At 68.6% G+C, this 17,056-nt stretch carries 13 protein-coding genes; 6 read left to right on the top strand and 7 right to left on the bottom strand.

What is annotated here, in order from left to right:
• Window positions 1–5: 5 nt before the first annotated feature.
• The 7 genes from VB080_RS11815 to VB080_RS11845 all read right to left on the bottom strand — a co-directional run bounded on the left by VB080_RS11815 (window position 6) and on the right by VB080_RS11845 (window position 10,023).
• Window positions 6–2,228 (bottom strand): sugar phosphate nucleotidyltransferase, encoded by a 2,223-nt coding sequence (locus tag VB080_RS11815; protein ID WP_323418653.1) that lies wholly within the window; start codon window positions 2,226–2,228, stop codon window positions 6–8.
• Window positions 2,225–3,178 (bottom strand): ROK family protein, encoded by a 954-nt coding sequence (locus VB080_RS11820; protein WP_323418654.1) that lies wholly within the window; start codon window positions 3,176–3,178, stop codon window positions 2,225–2,227. The genes VB080_RS11815 and VB080_RS11820 overlap by 4 nt, the downstream gene beginning before the upstream one ends.
• 2 nt (window positions 3,179–3,180) lie before the next feature.
• Window positions 3,181–4,068 (bottom strand): carbohydrate ABC transporter permease, encoded by an 888-nt coding sequence (locus VB080_RS11825; protein ID WP_323418655.1) that lies wholly within the window; start codon window positions 4,066–4,068, stop codon window positions 3,181–3,183.
• A gap of 1 nt (window position 4,069) precedes the next feature.
• Window positions 4,070–5,005 (bottom strand): sugar ABC transporter permease, encoded by a 936-nt coding sequence (locus tag VB080_RS11830; protein ID WP_323418656.1) that lies wholly within the window; start codon window positions 5,003–5,005, stop codon window positions 4,070–4,072.
• Window positions 5,006–5,148: 143 nt separating this feature from the next.
• Entirely contained in the window at window positions 5,149–6,552 is a 1,404-nt protein-coding gene (locus tag VB080_RS11835; RefSeq protein WP_323418657.1) for an extracellular solute-binding protein, read from the bottom strand.
• 52 nt (window positions 6,553–6,604) lie between these two features.
• On the bottom strand, window positions 6,605–7,744 hold the full coding sequence (locus VB080_RS11840; protein ID WP_323418658.1) for an ROK family transcriptional regulator: 1,140 nt from the start codon (window positions 7,742–7,744) through the stop codon (window positions 6,605–6,607).
• A gap of 212 nt (window positions 7,745–7,956) precedes the next feature.
• Window positions 7,957–10,023 (bottom strand): DUF5107 domain-containing protein, encoded by a 2,067-nt coding sequence (locus tag VB080_RS11845; protein WP_323418659.1) that lies wholly within the window; start codon window positions 10,021–10,023, stop codon window positions 7,957–7,959.
• 429 nt (window positions 10,024–10,452) lie between these two features.
• On the opposite strand from VB080_RS11845, the gene VB080_RS11850 reads away from it, so the two are divergent.
• The 6 genes from VB080_RS11850 to VB080_RS11875 all read left to right on the top strand — a co-directional run bounded on the left by VB080_RS11850 (window position 10,453) and on the right by VB080_RS11875 (window position 16,743).
• Window positions 10,453–11,412, top strand: a complete 960-nt coding sequence (locus VB080_RS11850) for a MurR/RpiR family transcriptional regulator (protein WP_323418660.1) — start codon at window positions 10,453–10,455, stop codon at window positions 11,410–11,412.
• A gap of 97 nt (window positions 11,413–11,509) precedes the next feature.
• Window positions 11,510–12,274: an SIS domain-containing protein gene (locus VB080_RS11855; RefSeq protein ID WP_323418661.1), complete on the top strand. Its 765-nt coding sequence runs from the start codon at window positions 11,510–11,512 to the stop codon at window positions 12,272–12,274.
• A gap of 61 nt (window positions 12,275–12,335) precedes the next feature.
• On the top strand, window positions 12,336–13,760 hold the full coding sequence (gene ngcE / locus VB080_RS11860) for an N-acetylglucosamine/diacetylchitobiose ABC transporter substrate-binding protein (protein ID WP_323418662.1): 1,425 nt from the start codon (window positions 12,336–12,338) through the stop codon (window positions 13,758–13,760).
• Between the two features lie 43 nt (window positions 13,761–13,803).
• Window positions 13,804–14,793 (top strand): sugar ABC transporter permease, encoded by a 990-nt coding sequence (locus tag VB080_RS11865; RefSeq protein WP_323418663.1) that lies wholly within the window; start codon window positions 13,804–13,806, stop codon window positions 14,791–14,793.
• A complete protein-coding gene (locus VB080_RS11870; RefSeq protein WP_323418664.1) occupies window positions 14,790–15,656 on the top strand; it encodes a carbohydrate ABC transporter permease in 867 nt (288 codons plus the stop codon). Before VB080_RS11865 ends, VB080_RS11870 begins: the two co-directional genes overlap by 4 nt.
• 85 nt (window positions 15,657–15,741) lie before the next feature.
• Complete coding sequence (locus VB080_RS11875; protein ID WP_323418665.1) at window positions 15,742–16,743, top strand: N-acetylglucosamine kinase; 1,002 nt, start codon at window positions 15,742–15,744, stop codon at window positions 16,741–16,743.
• Window positions 16,744–17,056: the final 313 nt, after the last annotated feature.

A 17,056-nucleotide genomic window follows, 5' to 3' on the forward strand; every position in this document is an offset into this window, starting at 1 on the left:
CGAGGTCAGCGGGCCGGGGAACCGTCCCCCGTCCCGGAGGCGAAGTCCTCCAGCCAAGCGATCAGCTCGGCGGCCTTCTGGGGGGTTTCGGCCTCGACGAACATCCGGAGTACCGGCTCGGTACCGCTGAACCGGAGCAACGCCCAGGCACCCCCTTCCAGGTAGATCTTGATGCCGTCGTAGGAGTCGATGTGGTCGACCGGGTAGCCGGCCACCCGGGTGGGTGCCGCGGCGGCCATCCGCCGGGGCAGCTCCACTCGCATGTCGGGAGTGGCGGGCACGCCGGTCTCCACCTGGTGGAGCCGTCCGGTGATGGCGTAGACGTCGTCCAGCAGCTCACCGAGGCGCTTGCCGGTCCGCGCCAGCATCTCCACCACCAGGGCGCAGGCGAAGATCCCGTCCTTGCCCTTGATGTGGCCGCGGACGGTCAGACCGCCCGAGCTCTCCCCTCCCAGCACGGCACCGATCGCGTCCATGCCCGCGGTGATGTGCTTGAAGCCGACCGCAACCTCCCGGTGCTCCTCTCCGAAGGACTCCGCCAGCCGGTCCAGCAGGTGGGTGGTGGCCAGGTTGCGCACCACTCCGCCGCGCTCGCCGCGCACCTCGTGGAGATACCAGTAGACCAGCAGCAGCAGGTCGTTGGTGGAGATGTAGCGGCCCTGCTCGTCGATGATGGCGATCCGGTCGGCGTCGCCATCGGTCGCCATCCCCAGGTCATAGCGACCCGACGACCTCACCATGTCGATCAGCGTCGACAGCCGCTCCGGGTCGGGGGCGGGCGACCGTCCGCCGAACAGCGGGTTGTGACGCTCGTGGATGAACTCGGTCCGGCAGCGGGCGTCGGACAGGATAGTGCCGAGGGTCAGTTGCGAGGTGCCGTACATCGCGTCCACGATCACCCGCAGACCGGCCGAGCGGATCACGTTCACGTCCACGATCTGCTCGATGGCGTCCACATAGGCATTGGTCAGGTCGATCTCCTTCACCCGCCCGACCGCCCGGGCCAGCGAGAAGTCGATCGCCACCACGTCGGCCTGGCGCAGCGAGTTCGCCTCGGCGGTGTAGGCGTCGGTCTCGTCCTGCAGCGGCAGGGAGCCGTCCGCCCGGAAGACCTTCAGCCCGTTCCACTGCGGCGGGTTGTGCGAGGCGGTGAAGATCAGGCTGTAGGCGGTGCCGAGGTACGGTGCCGCGAAGGTGACCAGCGGGGTCGGGACGTCGTCGGGCAGGACCTGGACGTCGATGTTGTTGCCGGCGAACACCTCGGCCGCTGCCACCACCGACTCCCAGGACAGGAACCGCCGGTCGCCACCGATCACCACGCCCTGCTGCTCCAGACCGCGCCGGGCCACCTCGTTCGCGATCGCCTGGCACAGCCGGCGGACGTTGTGGATGGTGAAGCCCTCGCCGATCAGCGCCCGCCAACCGCCGGTCCCGAAGGCGATCTCCCCGGTCTCGATGGCGTGCTGCGGGGCGAACAGCCGCTTCAGCACGATGTCGGCGGCCGCCTGCAGCTCGCCGTCGGTGTTGATCCCCTGCACCTCGTCGGGATCGACGATCGCATAGGAGGCGACCTCGCGTCCCTGGTCGATCAGGCGCTCGGCCAGCTCGGTGAGCCGATGCTCGCCGGCCTCTGCCATGGCGTCGAGTTCGGGGATGAGCAGGCCGTTGTCCACCACGTACGCACCGACGTTCACCTCGGTGATCTGGGTGGTGGTGGGCGACAGGTCGGTGGCCTCGACGATCTCCTGGATGCGCCCGGCGTCGTCGCGTTCGATCCGGCCGTAGCTCAGCGGTTGCTCCAGGACGGCGGTCAGCAGCGAGAATTGGGCGGCCTTGAGCCGGTGCCGCCACAGCAGCCCGCGCAGGGACGCGGAGCGCAGCAGGGGAGTGTCGCCGTAGGCGATCAGCACGTCGCCGTCGAAGCCCTCCAGCTCGAACCGGGCGCAGCGCACGGCATCGCCGGTGCCGGCCTGCACGGTCTGCACCACGTAGTTCCAGCCCTCGCCGAGGTACTCGCGGACGGCCGGGTCGTGCTCGGCGACGACGATGATCACGTCCTGGCGCGGGACCACCGCGGTGACATTGGCCAGGGTCTGCTCCAGCACGGAGGAGCCGGCCAGCGGGCGCAGCAGCAGGTCGCGGGTGGCCTCGTCGTGTCCGGCCGCCAGCACCACCGCCTTGCAGGGACGGGCGCCGGCCGGTGCCGGGTTCGTGCTGCTCGCGTTCATGACTGGCTCCTGACAAGGTCGTGACGGGCGTGAAGCCCTTTCTTCCGTCCTACCACGGCGGCACCGATCGCGGCGACCGGGACGTCGCCGGGAAGGACGATCAGCCGGTCGGCCACCCGGAGCCCGGCCAGGAAGGACGATGATGCGGCCCGTTCAGTCAGCGTCTGCCGGACGGCGGGCAGCAGCCAGTCGGCGGTCCGCAGCACACCGCCGCCCAGGGTCACCGCTGCCGAGTCGTAGCTGATCACCACCAGGGTGAGGCCGGTCGCCAGCGCCCCCACCAGCCGATCGCGTTCGGCGGTGGCGACCGGGCCGACGGCAGTGCCGAGCCCGGCCAGGTCGAGGCCGAGGCCTGCCAGCCGGGCGGTCAGGTGGCGGCCGCCGACGAAGGTCTCCAGGCAGCCGCGCTGGCCACAACCGCAGCGCTCCCCGGCGGGATCGATCGCGAAGTGCCCGAGTTCGCCGGCGCCGTTGCGGTCACCGCGGATCAGCCGTCCGCCGGCCACTGCGGCGGTCGACATCCCGGTGCCGAGGTTGACGTGGCACAGGTCACGCGGGCGGGTGCCGAGGATGACCACCGCGCCGAGGGCGGTGGCTTTGACGTCGTTCTCGACCCGCACCGGGACGGTGAAGCCGTCGGCCAGCAGTTCGGCCAGGTCGGTCCGCTCGATGTCCAGGTTGACCGCGGTCTCGACCAGCCCGTTGGTGTGGTCGACGATCCCCGGGATGCCGATGCCGACCGAGCTGAACGCAGCCGGCTGGATGCCCAGGCCATCAGCCAGGCAGCCGGCGACCTCGAGCGCGGTGGCGCGGATGCCGTCCGGCCCGCGCCGGGTGGGGTGGACGACCTCGGCGAGCACCCGGTCGGCCGGGTCGAGCACCAGACCGTGGGTCTTCGTCCCGCCGATGTCGAGGCCGAGGCTGAAGGCGCCCCGCTGGTGAGCTGCCACGGTCAGCCCTTCACCGCTCCGGCGACCAGGCCTGAGGTGAGCCGTCCCTGGACGATCAGGAAGAAGATGATCACCGGGATCGCCACCAGGGTGGATGAGGCCATCACCTGGCCCCAGTCGGTGGCGCGGTTGGCGCTCTGCAGGATGAACGTGCGCAGCCACAGCGGCAGGGTCATCGCGTCCTCCTTCTGCAGGATCACCAGGGCGACGGTGAACTCGTTCCAGCACTGCAGGAAGGCATACACCCCCGAGGCAACCAGCCCGGGGGCCAGCAGCGGGAAGGTGATCCGGAAGAAGGCCTGGGTGCGGCTGCAGCCGTCCACCATGGCGGCTTCCTCCAGGTCGGCAGGGACGCCGGCGACGAAGCCGCGCAGCATCCAGACGGTGAACGGCACCACCGCGGCGATGTAGAGCAGGGAGATGCCCAGCACGTTGTTGAGCCCGATCACCCCGCCGGTGACCTCGCCGAGTGAGCTCATCATCTTGTACTGGGCGATGAACAGGCCCTCGGCCGGCAGCATCTGGATGAACAGCAGGGCGAGCACGAAGGTGGTGCGGCCACGGAACTTGAACCGGCTGATCGCCAGCGCACCCATGAAGGCGAACAGCAGGGTGACGGCCACCGCGAGCAGTGTCACGGTGACGCTCATCTGCAGCGCACCGAGGAACTTGCCGTCGCTGAGGACGGCGACGAAGTTGTCCAGCGAACCGCCGAACGGGAAGAACCGTGGGGTGGCCGACTGCAGCACGGCGTTCGGGAGCAGCGCCGAGTTGAGCATCCAGTAGACCGGGAAGATCCAGATCAGGGCGACGACGATCGCCAGCAGGCTGAGCAGGAACTTGCCCAGATGGAAGCGGGGACGATCGCTGATGGCGGTGGATGCGGCCATGTCAGTTGTCCTCCTTGAGGAGCTGGAACACGTAGTAGGCGGACAGCACGATGGTCAGCAGCAGGACGAAGATCGACATCGCCGAGGCCATGCCGAAGTCGCCGGAGCCGACGCCGATCCGGTAGATGAAGGTACCCAGCAGGTCGGTCTCGCTCGGGGTGGCGCCGGCGTCCTGCAGCATCCTGATCTGGGTGAACACCCGCAGGTCCCAGATCAACTGCAGCAGCAGCACGATCATCATCACCGGGCGGATGATCGGCATGATGATGTGGAAGAAGCGCTGGGATCCGGTCGCGCCGTCGATCTGGGCGGCCTCGATCACCGCGGTGTCCACCTGGGTCAGGCCGGCGTACACCGAGAAGGAGACGAAGGGGACCGACATCCAGACCACGATGATGGTGGCGACCCCGTAGAAGCTGAGCGGGTTCTGCAGCCAGTTGTGGCCGGCGAAGTCGGGCCCGAGCAAGTAGTTGACAACGCCGCGGTACCAGTCGAACAGCCACACGAAGATCGTCATGGTGGCGACCACCGGCATTGCCCAGGCGATCAGCATGGCGATCTGCAGCACCAGCCGGATGATCTTCCCCACGGCGTTCATCAGCAGGGCGAGCAGGGTGCCGATCAGGACGGTGAGCGCGGCGTTGACCACGCAGAAGATGAGGGAACGCAGGATCACCCACCAGATCTCGGCGTCGCCGAAGATGCTGGCGTAGTTCTCGAGCCCGACGAACTCGGGCGGCTGGCCGAACTGCTGGGCCAGCCCGAAGGACTGCATGGACGTGACGATCTGCCAGTACAGCGGGTAGCCGAGAGCGAAGAGCAGAATCGCGACCGCCGGGAGGATGAGCAGGTACGGCGCCAGTCGGCTGGTGCCGCTGGGGCGTGCCTTCTTCGTCGCGGCCCGGGGCCTGGCCGGCCGGGTCTGGGTGGCTGTCATGGGCTGCTCTTTCTGCGGGGCACGCTGGGCAGGGAGTTGAGGCAGTGTCCCGGGTGGATCCGGGCTTGGCAAGGCCCCGCCCGTTCGTCCTGCCGTCCGCGGGGGACGGAAGGCGGGCGGGGCCTTGCCGTGGTGTTAGGAGATCACTTGCCGTTCAGCATCGGGGTGAGCTGGGCATCGTACTCAGCGGCCAGCTTGGCGATGTCGCCACCCTCGGCCACCTTGGCGAAGAACTCCTCCAGCTTCTGGGAGGCCTCGACGGCTGCCCAGCCGGGAGCGGCCGGGGTCAGCTTGGAGTTGCTGGCCGACTCGATCAGGGCCTTGGCGAACTGGTCGTCGCCCAGGGCGGAGACGTAGTCGGAGTTGGCCGGGCCGAGGCCCGCCCCACCCAGCATCTTCTGGAAGTCGGCGGAGTAGATGATCCGCAGCAGATCGCGGGCACCCTCCTGGTGCTGGCTCTTGGCCGAGATGCCGATATTGGAGCCGCCGGCGAAGACCGGGGCCGGCTTGCCGTCGTTGCCCGGCAGTGCGAAGACACCGAAGGTGTCGTCGTTCCACTGGCGAACTTCCTTGCCCTCGTCGTTCTTCACCAGGTCGCCGATCGACCAGTGCGCCCAGCCCGGAGCCATGATGGTGGCGGCGGCCAGCGAGGTCTTGCCCGTGACCTTGTCCGGATCCTTGCTGTCTTCCTTCAGCACGTCGGCGTCGTTGATGTACAGCCACGGGCTGGAATCGCGGGCGGTGGAGGGAGCCTTGGAGGCGTCCTTCTGGATCTCCTGCAGCTGGGTCAGGCCCTTGATGGTGTTCGGGTCGGACAGGGTGGAGGTCCACTGGCCGTTCTCGTTCTTGGCGAGGTCACCGCCGTTGGCGAAGACCCAGGAGATGCCGTTGCGCCAGTCCTGGCCGCCGATGAAGAAGCCGGAGAAGTCCTTGATCTTGTTCGGGTTCTTCTCGGTGATGGTCTTCACCGCGGCGTTGAACTCGTCCAGGGTCGTGGGGACCTCGACGCCGGCCGCCTTCCACAGGTCCTTGCGGTAGAACATGTAGCGCGAGCCGAAGTAGTACGGCAGCGTGTAGTTCTTGCCGTCCACCTTGCCGACCTCGACGAACGAGTTCAGCAGCTTGTCGCCGCCCAGTTCGGTGTACATGTCGGAGATGTCGGAGAAAGCCATCACGTTGGTGAAGGTCGGCGACTGGGTGTTGCCGATCTCGGTGACGTCCGGGGTGTTGTTGGAGTCGGGCAGCGAGGTGGTCAGCTTGGCGATGATGTCACCCCAGGTCTGCTCCTCGATGGTCAGGGTGCCGCCGTTCTTCTCCTTGTAGGTCTGGACCAGGTAGTCGCGCAGGTCCTTGGGAGTGTCGCTGCCGATCAGCCAGAACGTGATGTCCTGGGGGGTTGAGGCAGGAGCGGCGGTGTCGGTCGGGCTTGAACTCGTCGAGGGCTCCGGTGCCGTTGACGAGGTCGTTGCGGCAGGGCTGCCGGCACAGGCCGACAGTGCCACAGCAGACGCGGCGAACAGGGCCACCGCGGCCAGCTTTTTCTTCATGGTTTTCCTTTCGGTTCGGACCAGGTGGCCGACTTGGGTTGGTGGGAGTGAGTCATGACACGCCCAGTTGGATACGCAGGACGAGGGCGACGGCGCCGAGCAGGACGGCGTCGGGGCCCAGCGAACTCGGGTGCAGCCCGACCTCGCCGCGGAAGTCGGAGTGGGTGCGCTCGGTGACCACCTGCTGGGCGGCGGCCAGCAGCGGGCCGTTCACCAGTTCGGCGGGGCCACCGAGGACGATGTCGTTGAGGTCGAGCATCCCGACCACGGGGGACAGGGCGATCCCGAGCCGGCGCCCGGCCTCGGCGAGGACCTCGTCCGGCTCGTCGGGGGCTGCGGCCATCCGGCGGCGCAGCGAGGGGACTGACAGCCAGGTCTCCAGGCAGCCGTTCTTGCCGCAGGGGCAGGGTTCGCCGCCGTAGTCGACGACGACGTGTCCGATCTCGCCGGCGGCCGCGGAGGTGCCGACCACCACGGAGCCGGCGATCAGCAGGCCGGCGCCGACACCTCGGGAGATCTGCAGCCGGATCAGGTTGTCCGGGCCGTCCGCGAAGAGTCGCTCGGCCAGGGCGGCGATATTGGCGTCGTTCTCGACGTGGACCGGCAGGCCGAGGTCGTCGGCGAGCTGCTGCTGGAGCGGCAGGTTGTACCAGGCCAGGTTCGGGGCTGCCACGACGGTGCCGTGTGAGTCCACCGCGCCGGGCGTCCCGACCCCCACGCCGAGCACCGGACGGGTGCACTGCGCGACCAGTTCGCGGGCCAGGTCGGCCACCGCGGCGTAGGCGGTCTCGCCGGTGGCGAAGTCGAGGGCGTGCTGCAGTCGCAGGCGGGGTTCGCCGCGCAGCGAGTAGATCCCGCCGCTGATGGTGTCGGGGGCCGACAGGTCGAGCGCGACCACGTCACGGGTGTCCTCGCGGACCGAGAGGGTGGTGGCCGGCTTGCCCGGCCGGACGCCGGCGGTGGTGCCGGTCTCGATGACCAGGTTGTCGGCGATCAGTTCGGCGACCAGGTCGGAGATGGTGACGCGGGTGAGGCCGGTGCGCCGGGCGAGGTCTGCCCGGGAGAGCTGGGGTTCGTCGTAGAGCGACTGCAGGACCAGGGACAGGTTGGTGCGCCGGCCGTCCTCGGGGCGGGTGGTGTGCGGCCCGCTGCGACGATGCCGGTGGGACGAGGGAGCCCCGCTGCGCTGCATGTTTGTTAGTAAACTTTACGAACAACCTGAGGTCAATGGCTACCGGCGACCGTGACTAGATTGTTATCTTTCCTAACAACTCGTGTCCGGCTGCCGGGGCTGCCTCGGACGGTGGCAGTCCAGCGCCACCCCGGCGGCGCAGGGTGGCGCTGTTCATCGTCGAAGGCGGTGGCGGCCGACGGGTGGCGCCAGGCGTGGTCGGCAGTCTCGGGTCAGGGCTGCCGACGGGGAGGGCGGTACATCCGGGAGTCGATCCGGCGGGGCGGGTCGAGGGACTCCATCGTCTCGGCGACCAGCGCCTCGCTGACCGGCTCGCCGCGCTCGGCCGCCAGCCGGCCCGCCTGCCGGCGGTGCCACAGGTCGATCAGGGTGTTGTCTCCCTCGCGCAGGCCCGCCCAGTCCCGCTCGAACAGGTCGTCGACGAAGGCGTCCTGGCCCAGTTCAACCCCCGCCCGTCCGGCCTGCAACAGCACCCGCTCGCTGGCTCGGGCAGCCGGGGGCAACTGCCCGAAAACCTGCCAGGCGCGTCCCGGGTGGCCCGCGTCCACCAGCAGGGCCAGGTACTCCTCGGCGTAGGCCACATCATCCCGGTCGGCGCCGGAGGCCCAGGCGGCCGTCATCAGCCGCAGGGCGTTCTCCCGCCTGCCGCGAGCGCGTTCGGCAGCGGCCAGGGTGCGCAGCGCGAGCGGACTGCCCAGGTCGGCGGCCTCCTGCCAGCAGGTCTCGGCGCGGTCGGGGGCCAGATCCTCCCATTCCAGCAGGCCGAGGTGGACCAGCGTGGACGCCGTCCGCTCTCGCTCCAGGCTCGCCTGCAGCAACGGACGCCACCGCGGGTCCACCAGCCAGGTGGCGGTTCCCTCCGGCAGGACGCCGCCGGTCAGCAGGGCGAGCCAGGGGGCCTGGTCCGCGCCGAGGCTGTCGGACGGAAAGACGAAACCCTCGGGCAGCCCCGATCGGCGAGCCTCCAGGGCGCCCCAGCCCGAGCCGCGGCAGAGCAGGTCGGCCGGCTCGATCGGGAGCCGGGCCCGTCGGCGGGCGGCGGTGTCGGCAGCCACCACGTCGTCTGCCGGCACCAGGTGGTCGATCACCCCGAGTACCCGCTGCCGGGCGTCCTGCCAGGTGCCCTGCGCCAGTGCCGGGTCGATGGTCAGCCCGGAGAAGACCTGGGTGAACTCCAACTCGCTTCCGGCGTCCAGGGTGCAGCCGTGCAACTGGGTGGGTGCCAGCCCGGCCTGCACCTCGCAGTAGTCGCCCCGGCCGGGCTCGGCCAGGAAGTCGCACCACCACCGGCCGCCGTCGTGGTTGCCCCAGCAGAACATCTTGCGGAACCGCAACGGCTGGGTGGAACGCTCGAAGAAGAGGGTCCCGTCCGGCTGGGTGGCGGCCTCCCACGGCGAGCTCTCGTCGGCGGGGATCTGGAAGAAGTACTCGCTCGCCCGGCTGAAGTTCAGCGGGTAGGAGCCGTCGAACCGCCGGCCGTCCTCGGTGAACCACGGCAGCGTGGTGTGGCCCATGTGAACCGGGGCGGTGGCCAGGTTGGCCGCCGTCGGGGTCAGGCCGCGGCCGGTCAGCCAGCCGACCTGGGCGGGGGTGTCGGTGTGGATCGCCTGGTCGGTGGCGGAGAACACCCGGGTGCCCTCGGCCTGGGGGACGGCGATGTTCGTCCACCAGTACAGCGGCACGGACACGTCGGACGGGTTGACGATCCGGACGTGCGCCTCCAGCAGCGGTCGGCCGTCCGGGAGCCGGAAGTCGACCTGCCAGAACAGGCCGCGCATCCGCTCGTACTCCCAGATCCGCAGGAAGTCGCCGTCAGGCGCCCGGCCGATCCCGCAGAACAGCGGCTCGCAGCTGGTGACCGCGTGGCCGTAGAAGCCGAGGTTCCACTCGATGCCGCCGGCGAACCAGGCATCCCGGACGGCGAGGTTGGCCGGCTGGAGGACGGGATTGGTGAACAGCAGTTCGCGTCCACCGGTCAGGTCGGTGAGGGAGTACAGCCGGCCGCCAAGCCCGGGCAGGAAGACCGCCCGCAGCAGGCCGTTGTCGAGTTCGACGGTCTCCAGGTCGAGCAGCCGGCGCTGGCGGCCGTAGCGGTCCTGCAGCAGGTAGGGCAGCACTCGTCGGGCGGTGTTGTCGCCCAACTGCTCCTGCTCGGCTGCCGAGAGGGTGCCGTTGCTCTCCACCCGCAGGTGGACGCGCTGGTCGCGCAGCACCGGCAGCGGGTTGGTGCCGATGGTGCTGGTGCCCGGCAGCCGGAGCCTGCCTGGAGTGATCTGCATCCTCGACTCCCTTCGCCTGCCACCGCCACGGTGCGGGTCGGCGGCACCTGCGTCCTGACCGGCCACTGTGCCGGTCGCGGATCCGATCAGCGCTGCGAAACCGTCGATCACCGCGTCAGCGGGTGGTCGGGCCGGTCGAATTACCTTGTCACCACGGTGTAGCCAGGGTCTCGACGGGCTCGACCGACGAGAATCGGCGCTCCCGGGTCGCTTACGAGCAGGGTACTGCTCGGGTGAGTGGGTTGTACCCCGATTGCGTGAAATTCCTTTGCAGGTATTGACCGGAGTTCTGAAACTGATATATGAATCAGGCGCAGACGGTTTCCCACACCGCGGTGGGAGACGGACGGAGGAAGCCATGCGGCAACGCGGCTCGTGGTGCGATCCGGCCCGGTCCACCGCCGGGGGCGGACCCAAGGACGGTGCCTGATGGCCGCAGCCTTGCCCGCGTCCGAGTCGGCTGCCGCCGAGTTCGGGTTGCGTGTCCGGCTGCGTGCGGCGCTGCCGCACCTGCCCCGCTCGATGGTGAAGATCGCCGAACTGCTGATCGAGGATCCCGAGCTGCCGGTCCGGCTGTCGATCTCCGAACTCGCGCAGCGTGCGGGGGTGTCCCCGGCGACGGTGACCAGGTTGTGCCGTCAGGTCGGGTATACCGGGTACGTGGCGCTGCGGGTGAGCGCGGCCGCCGATCTGGGACGCTCCAGCGCGCAGGCAGACTGGGGCACCGACTTCTCCCGGGTGGTCGACCAGCGCACCGGCGCCACCGACTCCCGCGACCTGTTGCGCGCGCTGGTCGCCACCAGCGTCCAGGCCCTGCAGAACGCCTCCGACCTGGTCGATCTGGACGCCGCCCAGCGGGCCGCGTCCGCGATCGCCGGCTGCAGCCACATCGACCTCTACGCCAGCGGCGGGAGCGCCTCGTCCGCCCGGGCGCTGCAGGAGCGGCTCTATCACCTGGGGATCAACGCCCACGCGCATTCCGACGTCCACCTGGGATTGATGAGTGCTTCACTGCTTGACGCCGGGGCGGTGGCGATCGCGATCTCCAGTTCCGGGCGGACCAGCGAACCCCTCGAGATGCTCACCCTGGCCAGAACCAGGGGAGCGCTGACGGTGGCGCTCACCAGCGACCCGCTGTCGCCGCTGGCCGAGGCCGCCGACCTGCGGATCCAGACCGCGCCGTCGGACCCGACCATCTATCCCGGGCAGCTGGGCGCCAAGCACGTCCAGCTCTTCACCTGCGACCTGCTCTATCTGCTGGTTGCCCAACAGCTGCGCGAACGGAGTGATGCCAACATCGCACTCACCACCGCGGCGATCAGCGGACACCGAGCAACCCCGGCCCGGGGAGCCCGGGAGAGTGACCAAACCGTTACCCCAGGACGTTGACCTCATGGCGAACCGTGACGAAACAATGTCGGAAGGCACAACCAGCGTCGGTCGTGGCGCGGTCGGGCATTCCGCTTCGACCAAGGAAGGGCAGCTCATGCCGGGCGTCTTCACTGACTACTCCGCGGCGGTCTCCACCCGACTGCGCCAGCTGGACGAACTGGCCGCGGCCGGCGGCCTCGACCAGGCGATCGGTCTGCTCGCCACCGCGCTGCGGGACGGGGGAGTGATCCAGGCCTTCGGCACCGGGCACTCCGAGGCCTTCGCCATGGAGCTGGCTGGCCGTGCCGGTGGCTTCATCCCCAGCCACGCCCTCCGGCTGGTCGACCTGGTGCTGCTGGGCTCCCGTCCGGTCACGCAACTCGGCGGTGCGGAGTTCGAACGTGACTTCACCGTGGCCGACGAGCTCTACGCGCTGTACGACATCCGCCCGGCGGATGTCTTCGTCATCGCCTCGAACTCCGGCGCCAACGGCTCCACTGTCGGGATGGCGCTGAAGGCCAAGGCCGAGGGGCATCCGGTGATCGCGGTCACCAGCCTCAAGCACAGCGGCGGGGTCAGCTCGCGGCACCCCAGCGGCAAGCGGCTCTTCGAACTGGCCGACGTCGTGATCGACAACCTCGCCCCCTACGGCGATGCCACCCTGGAGGGCTTCGACGGTGTGGCGGTGGGGGCGGTGTCCTCGATCACCGCCGCCTACATCGCGCAACTGCTGACCATCGGCACTGCCGCCCGGCTGCACGCCGCCGGCAGCCTGCCGCCGCTGTACATCTCGGCCAATGTTCCCGGTGGGGACGCCCACAACAACGACCTGGAGAACCGGTACGGCGCGCGGATCAAGCCGCACGCCTACCCCAGGTGAGCACCCACCTCCTCCTACTTCACCGGTCCATTCACCACACACCACACCAGGAAGGCACCTCATGGATCTCAGAAGGATCTCCGCTGGAGCAGCCAGCATCCTGTTGGCCTCCACCCTGTTCGCCGCGTGTGCGGCGCCGAACGGGGGAACCCAGCCCTCGTCAGCCCCGGTGGCTTCGCCGAGCGAGACCGGGGGCGGCGGCACCGATGCCGACAACCCCTTCGGCCTGGCGGCCGATTCCACCATCGACGCCGTCGTGTTCGACGGCGGCTACAAGAGCGATTACGTCAACTTCGCCGGCGACGTCCTGACCAAGAAGTTCCCGGGTGTCACGGTGAATGTCACCGCGACCTCCGAGATCTCGGCCGAGATGCAGCCGCGGTTCGTCGGTGGCAATCCGCCCGACCTGCTGGACAACCAGGGCGCCCAGCAGATTCCGATGACCACGATCATCGATCAGCTGGAACCGCTGGACCAGCTGTGGGAGGCCAACACCTACGAGGGTGTGCCGATCAAGGATGCGGTGTTCCCCGGCATCAAGGAGACCGGCACCTACAACGGCACCTTCGTCCAGGTTCCCTACGTGATGACCCTGTTCGCCTTCTACTACTCCCAGACCCTGTTCGACGCGAACGGCTGGACGCCGCCGAAGACCTGGGACGAAGCGCTGGCCCTGTGTGACCAGGCGAAGGCCAAGGACCTGTACCTGGCGACCTGGGGCAAGGAGGCCGCGTCCTACTGGAAGTGGCTCGCCTTCGACTCCGCCATCAAGCAGGGCGGCACCGGCATCGTCGAGGACATCGCCAACCTGAAGCCGGGCGCCTGGTCGGAGCCGACCCTGAAGGCGGTGCTGGGCAAGTTCAAGGAGGTCGTGGACAAGGGTTGCTTCATCCCGGGCGGTTCGGGCACCAAGTTCACCCAGGCCCAGGCCCAGTGGTCGAACGACCAGAAGGCGCTGCTGTACTACACCGGCTCCTGGATCGAGAACGAGATGAAGGACGCCACCGCCGACAACTTCCAGATGACCGCCTGGCCGGCGCTGGTGCTCGACGAGTCCACTGCCAAACTGCCGTTCAACGCCGTCCAGGCCGGAGCCGACGAGAAGTTCGTCATCCCGGCCCAGGGTGTCAACAAGGCCGGCGGCTTCGAATTGATGCGGGCCATGCTGTCGAAGGAGGCCGCGTCCAACTTCGCCAAGACCCGGCTGGCGCCGACCATCGTGAAGGACACCGTCCCGGCCGACGGCTTCGGTTCCACCGCGCTGGCCTCGACCACCAAGCTGATCGCCGACTCCGGCGACAACACGTTCAGCTGGATCGCCGGCGGCTATGACGGCTACTACGCCTTCGGCACCGACGAACTGGTGATCTGGAATGCCTTCCTCGACGGCAAGAAGTCGGTCGACGACCTGATCGCCGACGAGGAGAAGCTGGCGGCGGCGGCCGCTGCCGACGACTCGGTCAAGAAGATCGAGTACCACTACTGATCCCTCGGGATTCCCTCACCGTGTCCGATCGGATCCTTTCCAGATGACAACCACCACGGCGCCGGGCAGCCTTCGCAGGAGGGCTGCCCGGCTCCGCCACAGACTGACCTTCGACCGGGTCAGCTTCGTCGCGGTCTTCCTGCTGTTGCCGGTGACGGTCTTCGTCGTGTTCTGTCTGTCACCGAACATCCAGGCGCTCTACTTCGCCATGACCGACTGGTCGGGCTTCTCGCCGACCATGAACTTCGTCGGGCTGGACAACTTCGCGAAGCTGTTCACCGACGAGAAGTTCCTGCTGTCGTTCCGCAACTCGGCGGTGCTGGCACTGGTCGTCCCCACCATCACTCTGGCGACCGCTTTCGCGATCTCCGCGGTGGTCACCACCGGCGGACCCAGCATCGGGCCGGTCAGAGGACTGAAGGGTGGCGGCTTCCACCGGGTCGTGGCGTTCTTCCCCTACACCGTGCCGGCCATCGTGGTCGGCCTGATCTGGGCGCAGGTCTACGACCCGAACGCCGGCCTGCTGAACGGCTTCCTGGTCTGGCTGGGCCTGGACCAGTTTGCCGGCTTCCCGTGGGTGGGTGACGTGCGTGCCGCCATGCCGGCCTCGATGTTCGTCATCATGTGGGGCTTCGTCGGCTTCTACACGGTGCTTTTCGTGGCTGCGATCAAGGGCATCCCCGCCGAGACCTACGAGGCGGCCAGGCTGGACGGTGCCGGCCGGTTCCGCACCGCGCTGTCGATCACCCTGCCGCAGATCCTCGACTCGGTGCAGACCGCCTACATCTACCTCGGGCTGGTCGCGCTGGACGCCTTCGTCTACATGCAGGCGATGAACCCGCAGGGCGGCCCCGAGTACGCCACCCTGACGATGAGCCAACTGCTGTACCAGACGGCCTTCCAGAAGGGGCAGTTCGGCTACGCCACCGCGATGGGCGTCGCCCTGGCGGCGGTGACCATGGTGTACGCCCTGATCATCTTCATCATCTTCCGGCTCATCAAGGGCCACGACACGGGGGTGCGCCGGGCATGACCGCCGTCACCATTGATCGCAAGGTACAGACCACCAGGGGTGATCGCGCGGTCGCCGGCACCTCCCACGTCCTGCTGTCGATCTGGTCGATCATCGTCGTCGTCCCCTTCCTGTGGACGTTGATGTCGAGCTTCAAGACCACCAAGCAGATCCTGTCCTCGCCCTTCGCCCTGCCCGATCGACTGCACTGGGAGAACTACGTCAACGCCTGGGAAACCGCCGGGATCGGGCGGTTCTTCTTCAACACGGTGATCGTGGTCGGCTCTGCGCTGGTGCTGGTGATGCTGCTGGGCGCCATGCTGGCCTACGTGCTGGCGCGCTTCCGGTTCCCGGGCAACAAGCTGATCTACAACGTGATGCTGGGGGCGCTGGCCTTCCCGGTCTTCCTGGCGATCATCCCGCTGTTCTTCATCCTGAAGAACCTGCTGCTGCTGAACACCCTGCCCGGCCTGATCATCACCTACGTCGCATTCGCCCTGCCGTTCACGATGTTCTTCCTCTACGCCTTCTTCAAGCAGTTGCCCGACGAGATCTACGAGGCCGCGATCGTGGACGGTGCCGGCGAGTGGCGGGCGTTCTTCCAGGTGATGCTGCCGATGGCCGGGCCCGGCATGGCGTCGGTGGCGATCATGAACTTCCTGGGATTGTGGAACCAGTTCCTGCTGCCGCTGGTGCTGAACTCGAAGAAGGAGAACAACGTCCTCTCCCAGGGGATGGCCAACTACGCCTCCAAGGCCGGCTACGCGGTCGACTTCGGCTCGCTGTTCGCGGCGGCGGTGATCACGATCATCCCGGTGCTGGTGGTGTACATCATCTTCCAGCGGCAACTCCAGGGGTCGGTGTCCCAGGGCACTTTCCGCTAGCCACCGGCCGGTCAGCTCGAAGCCTGCTGCCATCAGGCCTCGGGCGTCCGGCCACCGACCGAACCAGGATTGAGGAGGATCTCCGGTGGGCTACGTGATTGCGGTCGACGGTGGCGGCACCTCCACCCGTGCGGTGGTGGCCGACACTGACGGCCACTGCCTGGGCTACGCCCGCGCCGGCAGCGGCAATCCGATCTCCGCCGGCCATGAACTGGCGGCCGGGTCGTTCGTGGGCGGGATCAGCGCTGCCCTCGACCAGGCCGGGGTGGCTGGCGGAGACGTCGACTGCGTGCTGTTCAGCATGGCCGGCGGGATCACCACCGGCGGCGTGCCGGCCTTCGTCCGGCGGCTGCAGGAGATCGGCATCGACCGGCCTCCGGTGCAGCGCGGCGACCTGTTGGGCAGCTTCTGCTCCGGCACCTGGGAGCTGGACGGCTACGGCCTGGCGTCCGGCACGGGCGCCGGCGCGGTCCGGATAACCGGCAGCGCGATCACCGGGATCTCCGACGGCCTGGGCTGGCTGGTCGGCGATGAAGGCTCCGGTTTCTTCCTGGGCAGCCAGGCGGTGCGGGCGGCCCTGGCCGACCTGGACCGGAGGGGGCCGGCCACCGCGCTCACCGAGTTGATCGTGCGCGACCTCGGCATCGACCCCGACCGTGAACCGGAGCAGGAGGGCCGGGTGGCGGTGCTGGTGAAGGCACTGCCGGTGATCTACCAGTTGAGGCCGGTCGAGTTGGCCCGGTGCGCGCGCTACGTCTTCGAGGTCGGGGACGATCCGGTGGCGGGCGCGATCCGGGAGCGCGCCGCCGAAGGGCTCGCCCGGTCACTGCGGGCGATCGTCGTCCCCGAAGTGAGCGGCCCGGTGGTGTTCGGAGGCAGCGTGCTCACCCGGCAACCCGCCTTCATGGACGAGGTGGCGGCGCTGGTGGCCGACGCCCTGCCATCGGTGCGCGACTACGTTGCCGTCGAGGACGGCATGGTGGGCGCGGTCGTGCTCGCGCTGCGGGAGGTGGGGGTCGAGGCCGGACAGGCGGTGTTCGAAACCGTCGCCAACTCCCTGGCGGAGCTCCCGACCCGCATCGGCTGAGCCGGACCCCGCAGCCTCCGCCCGCTCTCCCCGCACCTGTACCCGGTCTCCCCGCACCTGCGCCCTCTCCCCACAAGCTGTGAGCAAGACTCCGAGGACGGGGTTTCAGCCACAGCTTGTCTGGTTACGGTGCTGGCTGGTCTTGGTCGGCTGGAGGCTGTGGGTGGGGATCCGAGGACGGGGTTTCAGCCACACCTTGTCTGGTCACGGTGCTGGCTGGTCCTGGTCGGCTGGAAGCTGTGGGTGGGGATCCGAGGATGGGGGTTCAGCCACAGCTTGTCTGGTCACGGTGCTGGCTGGGCGTTGTCGGCTG

It is taken from the genome of Propionicimonas sp., from assembly GCF_034927565.1.
In the GTDB taxonomy this organism is placed as follows: domain Bacteria; phylum Actinomycetota; class Actinomycetes; order Propionibacteriales; family Propionibacteriaceae; genus Propionicimonas.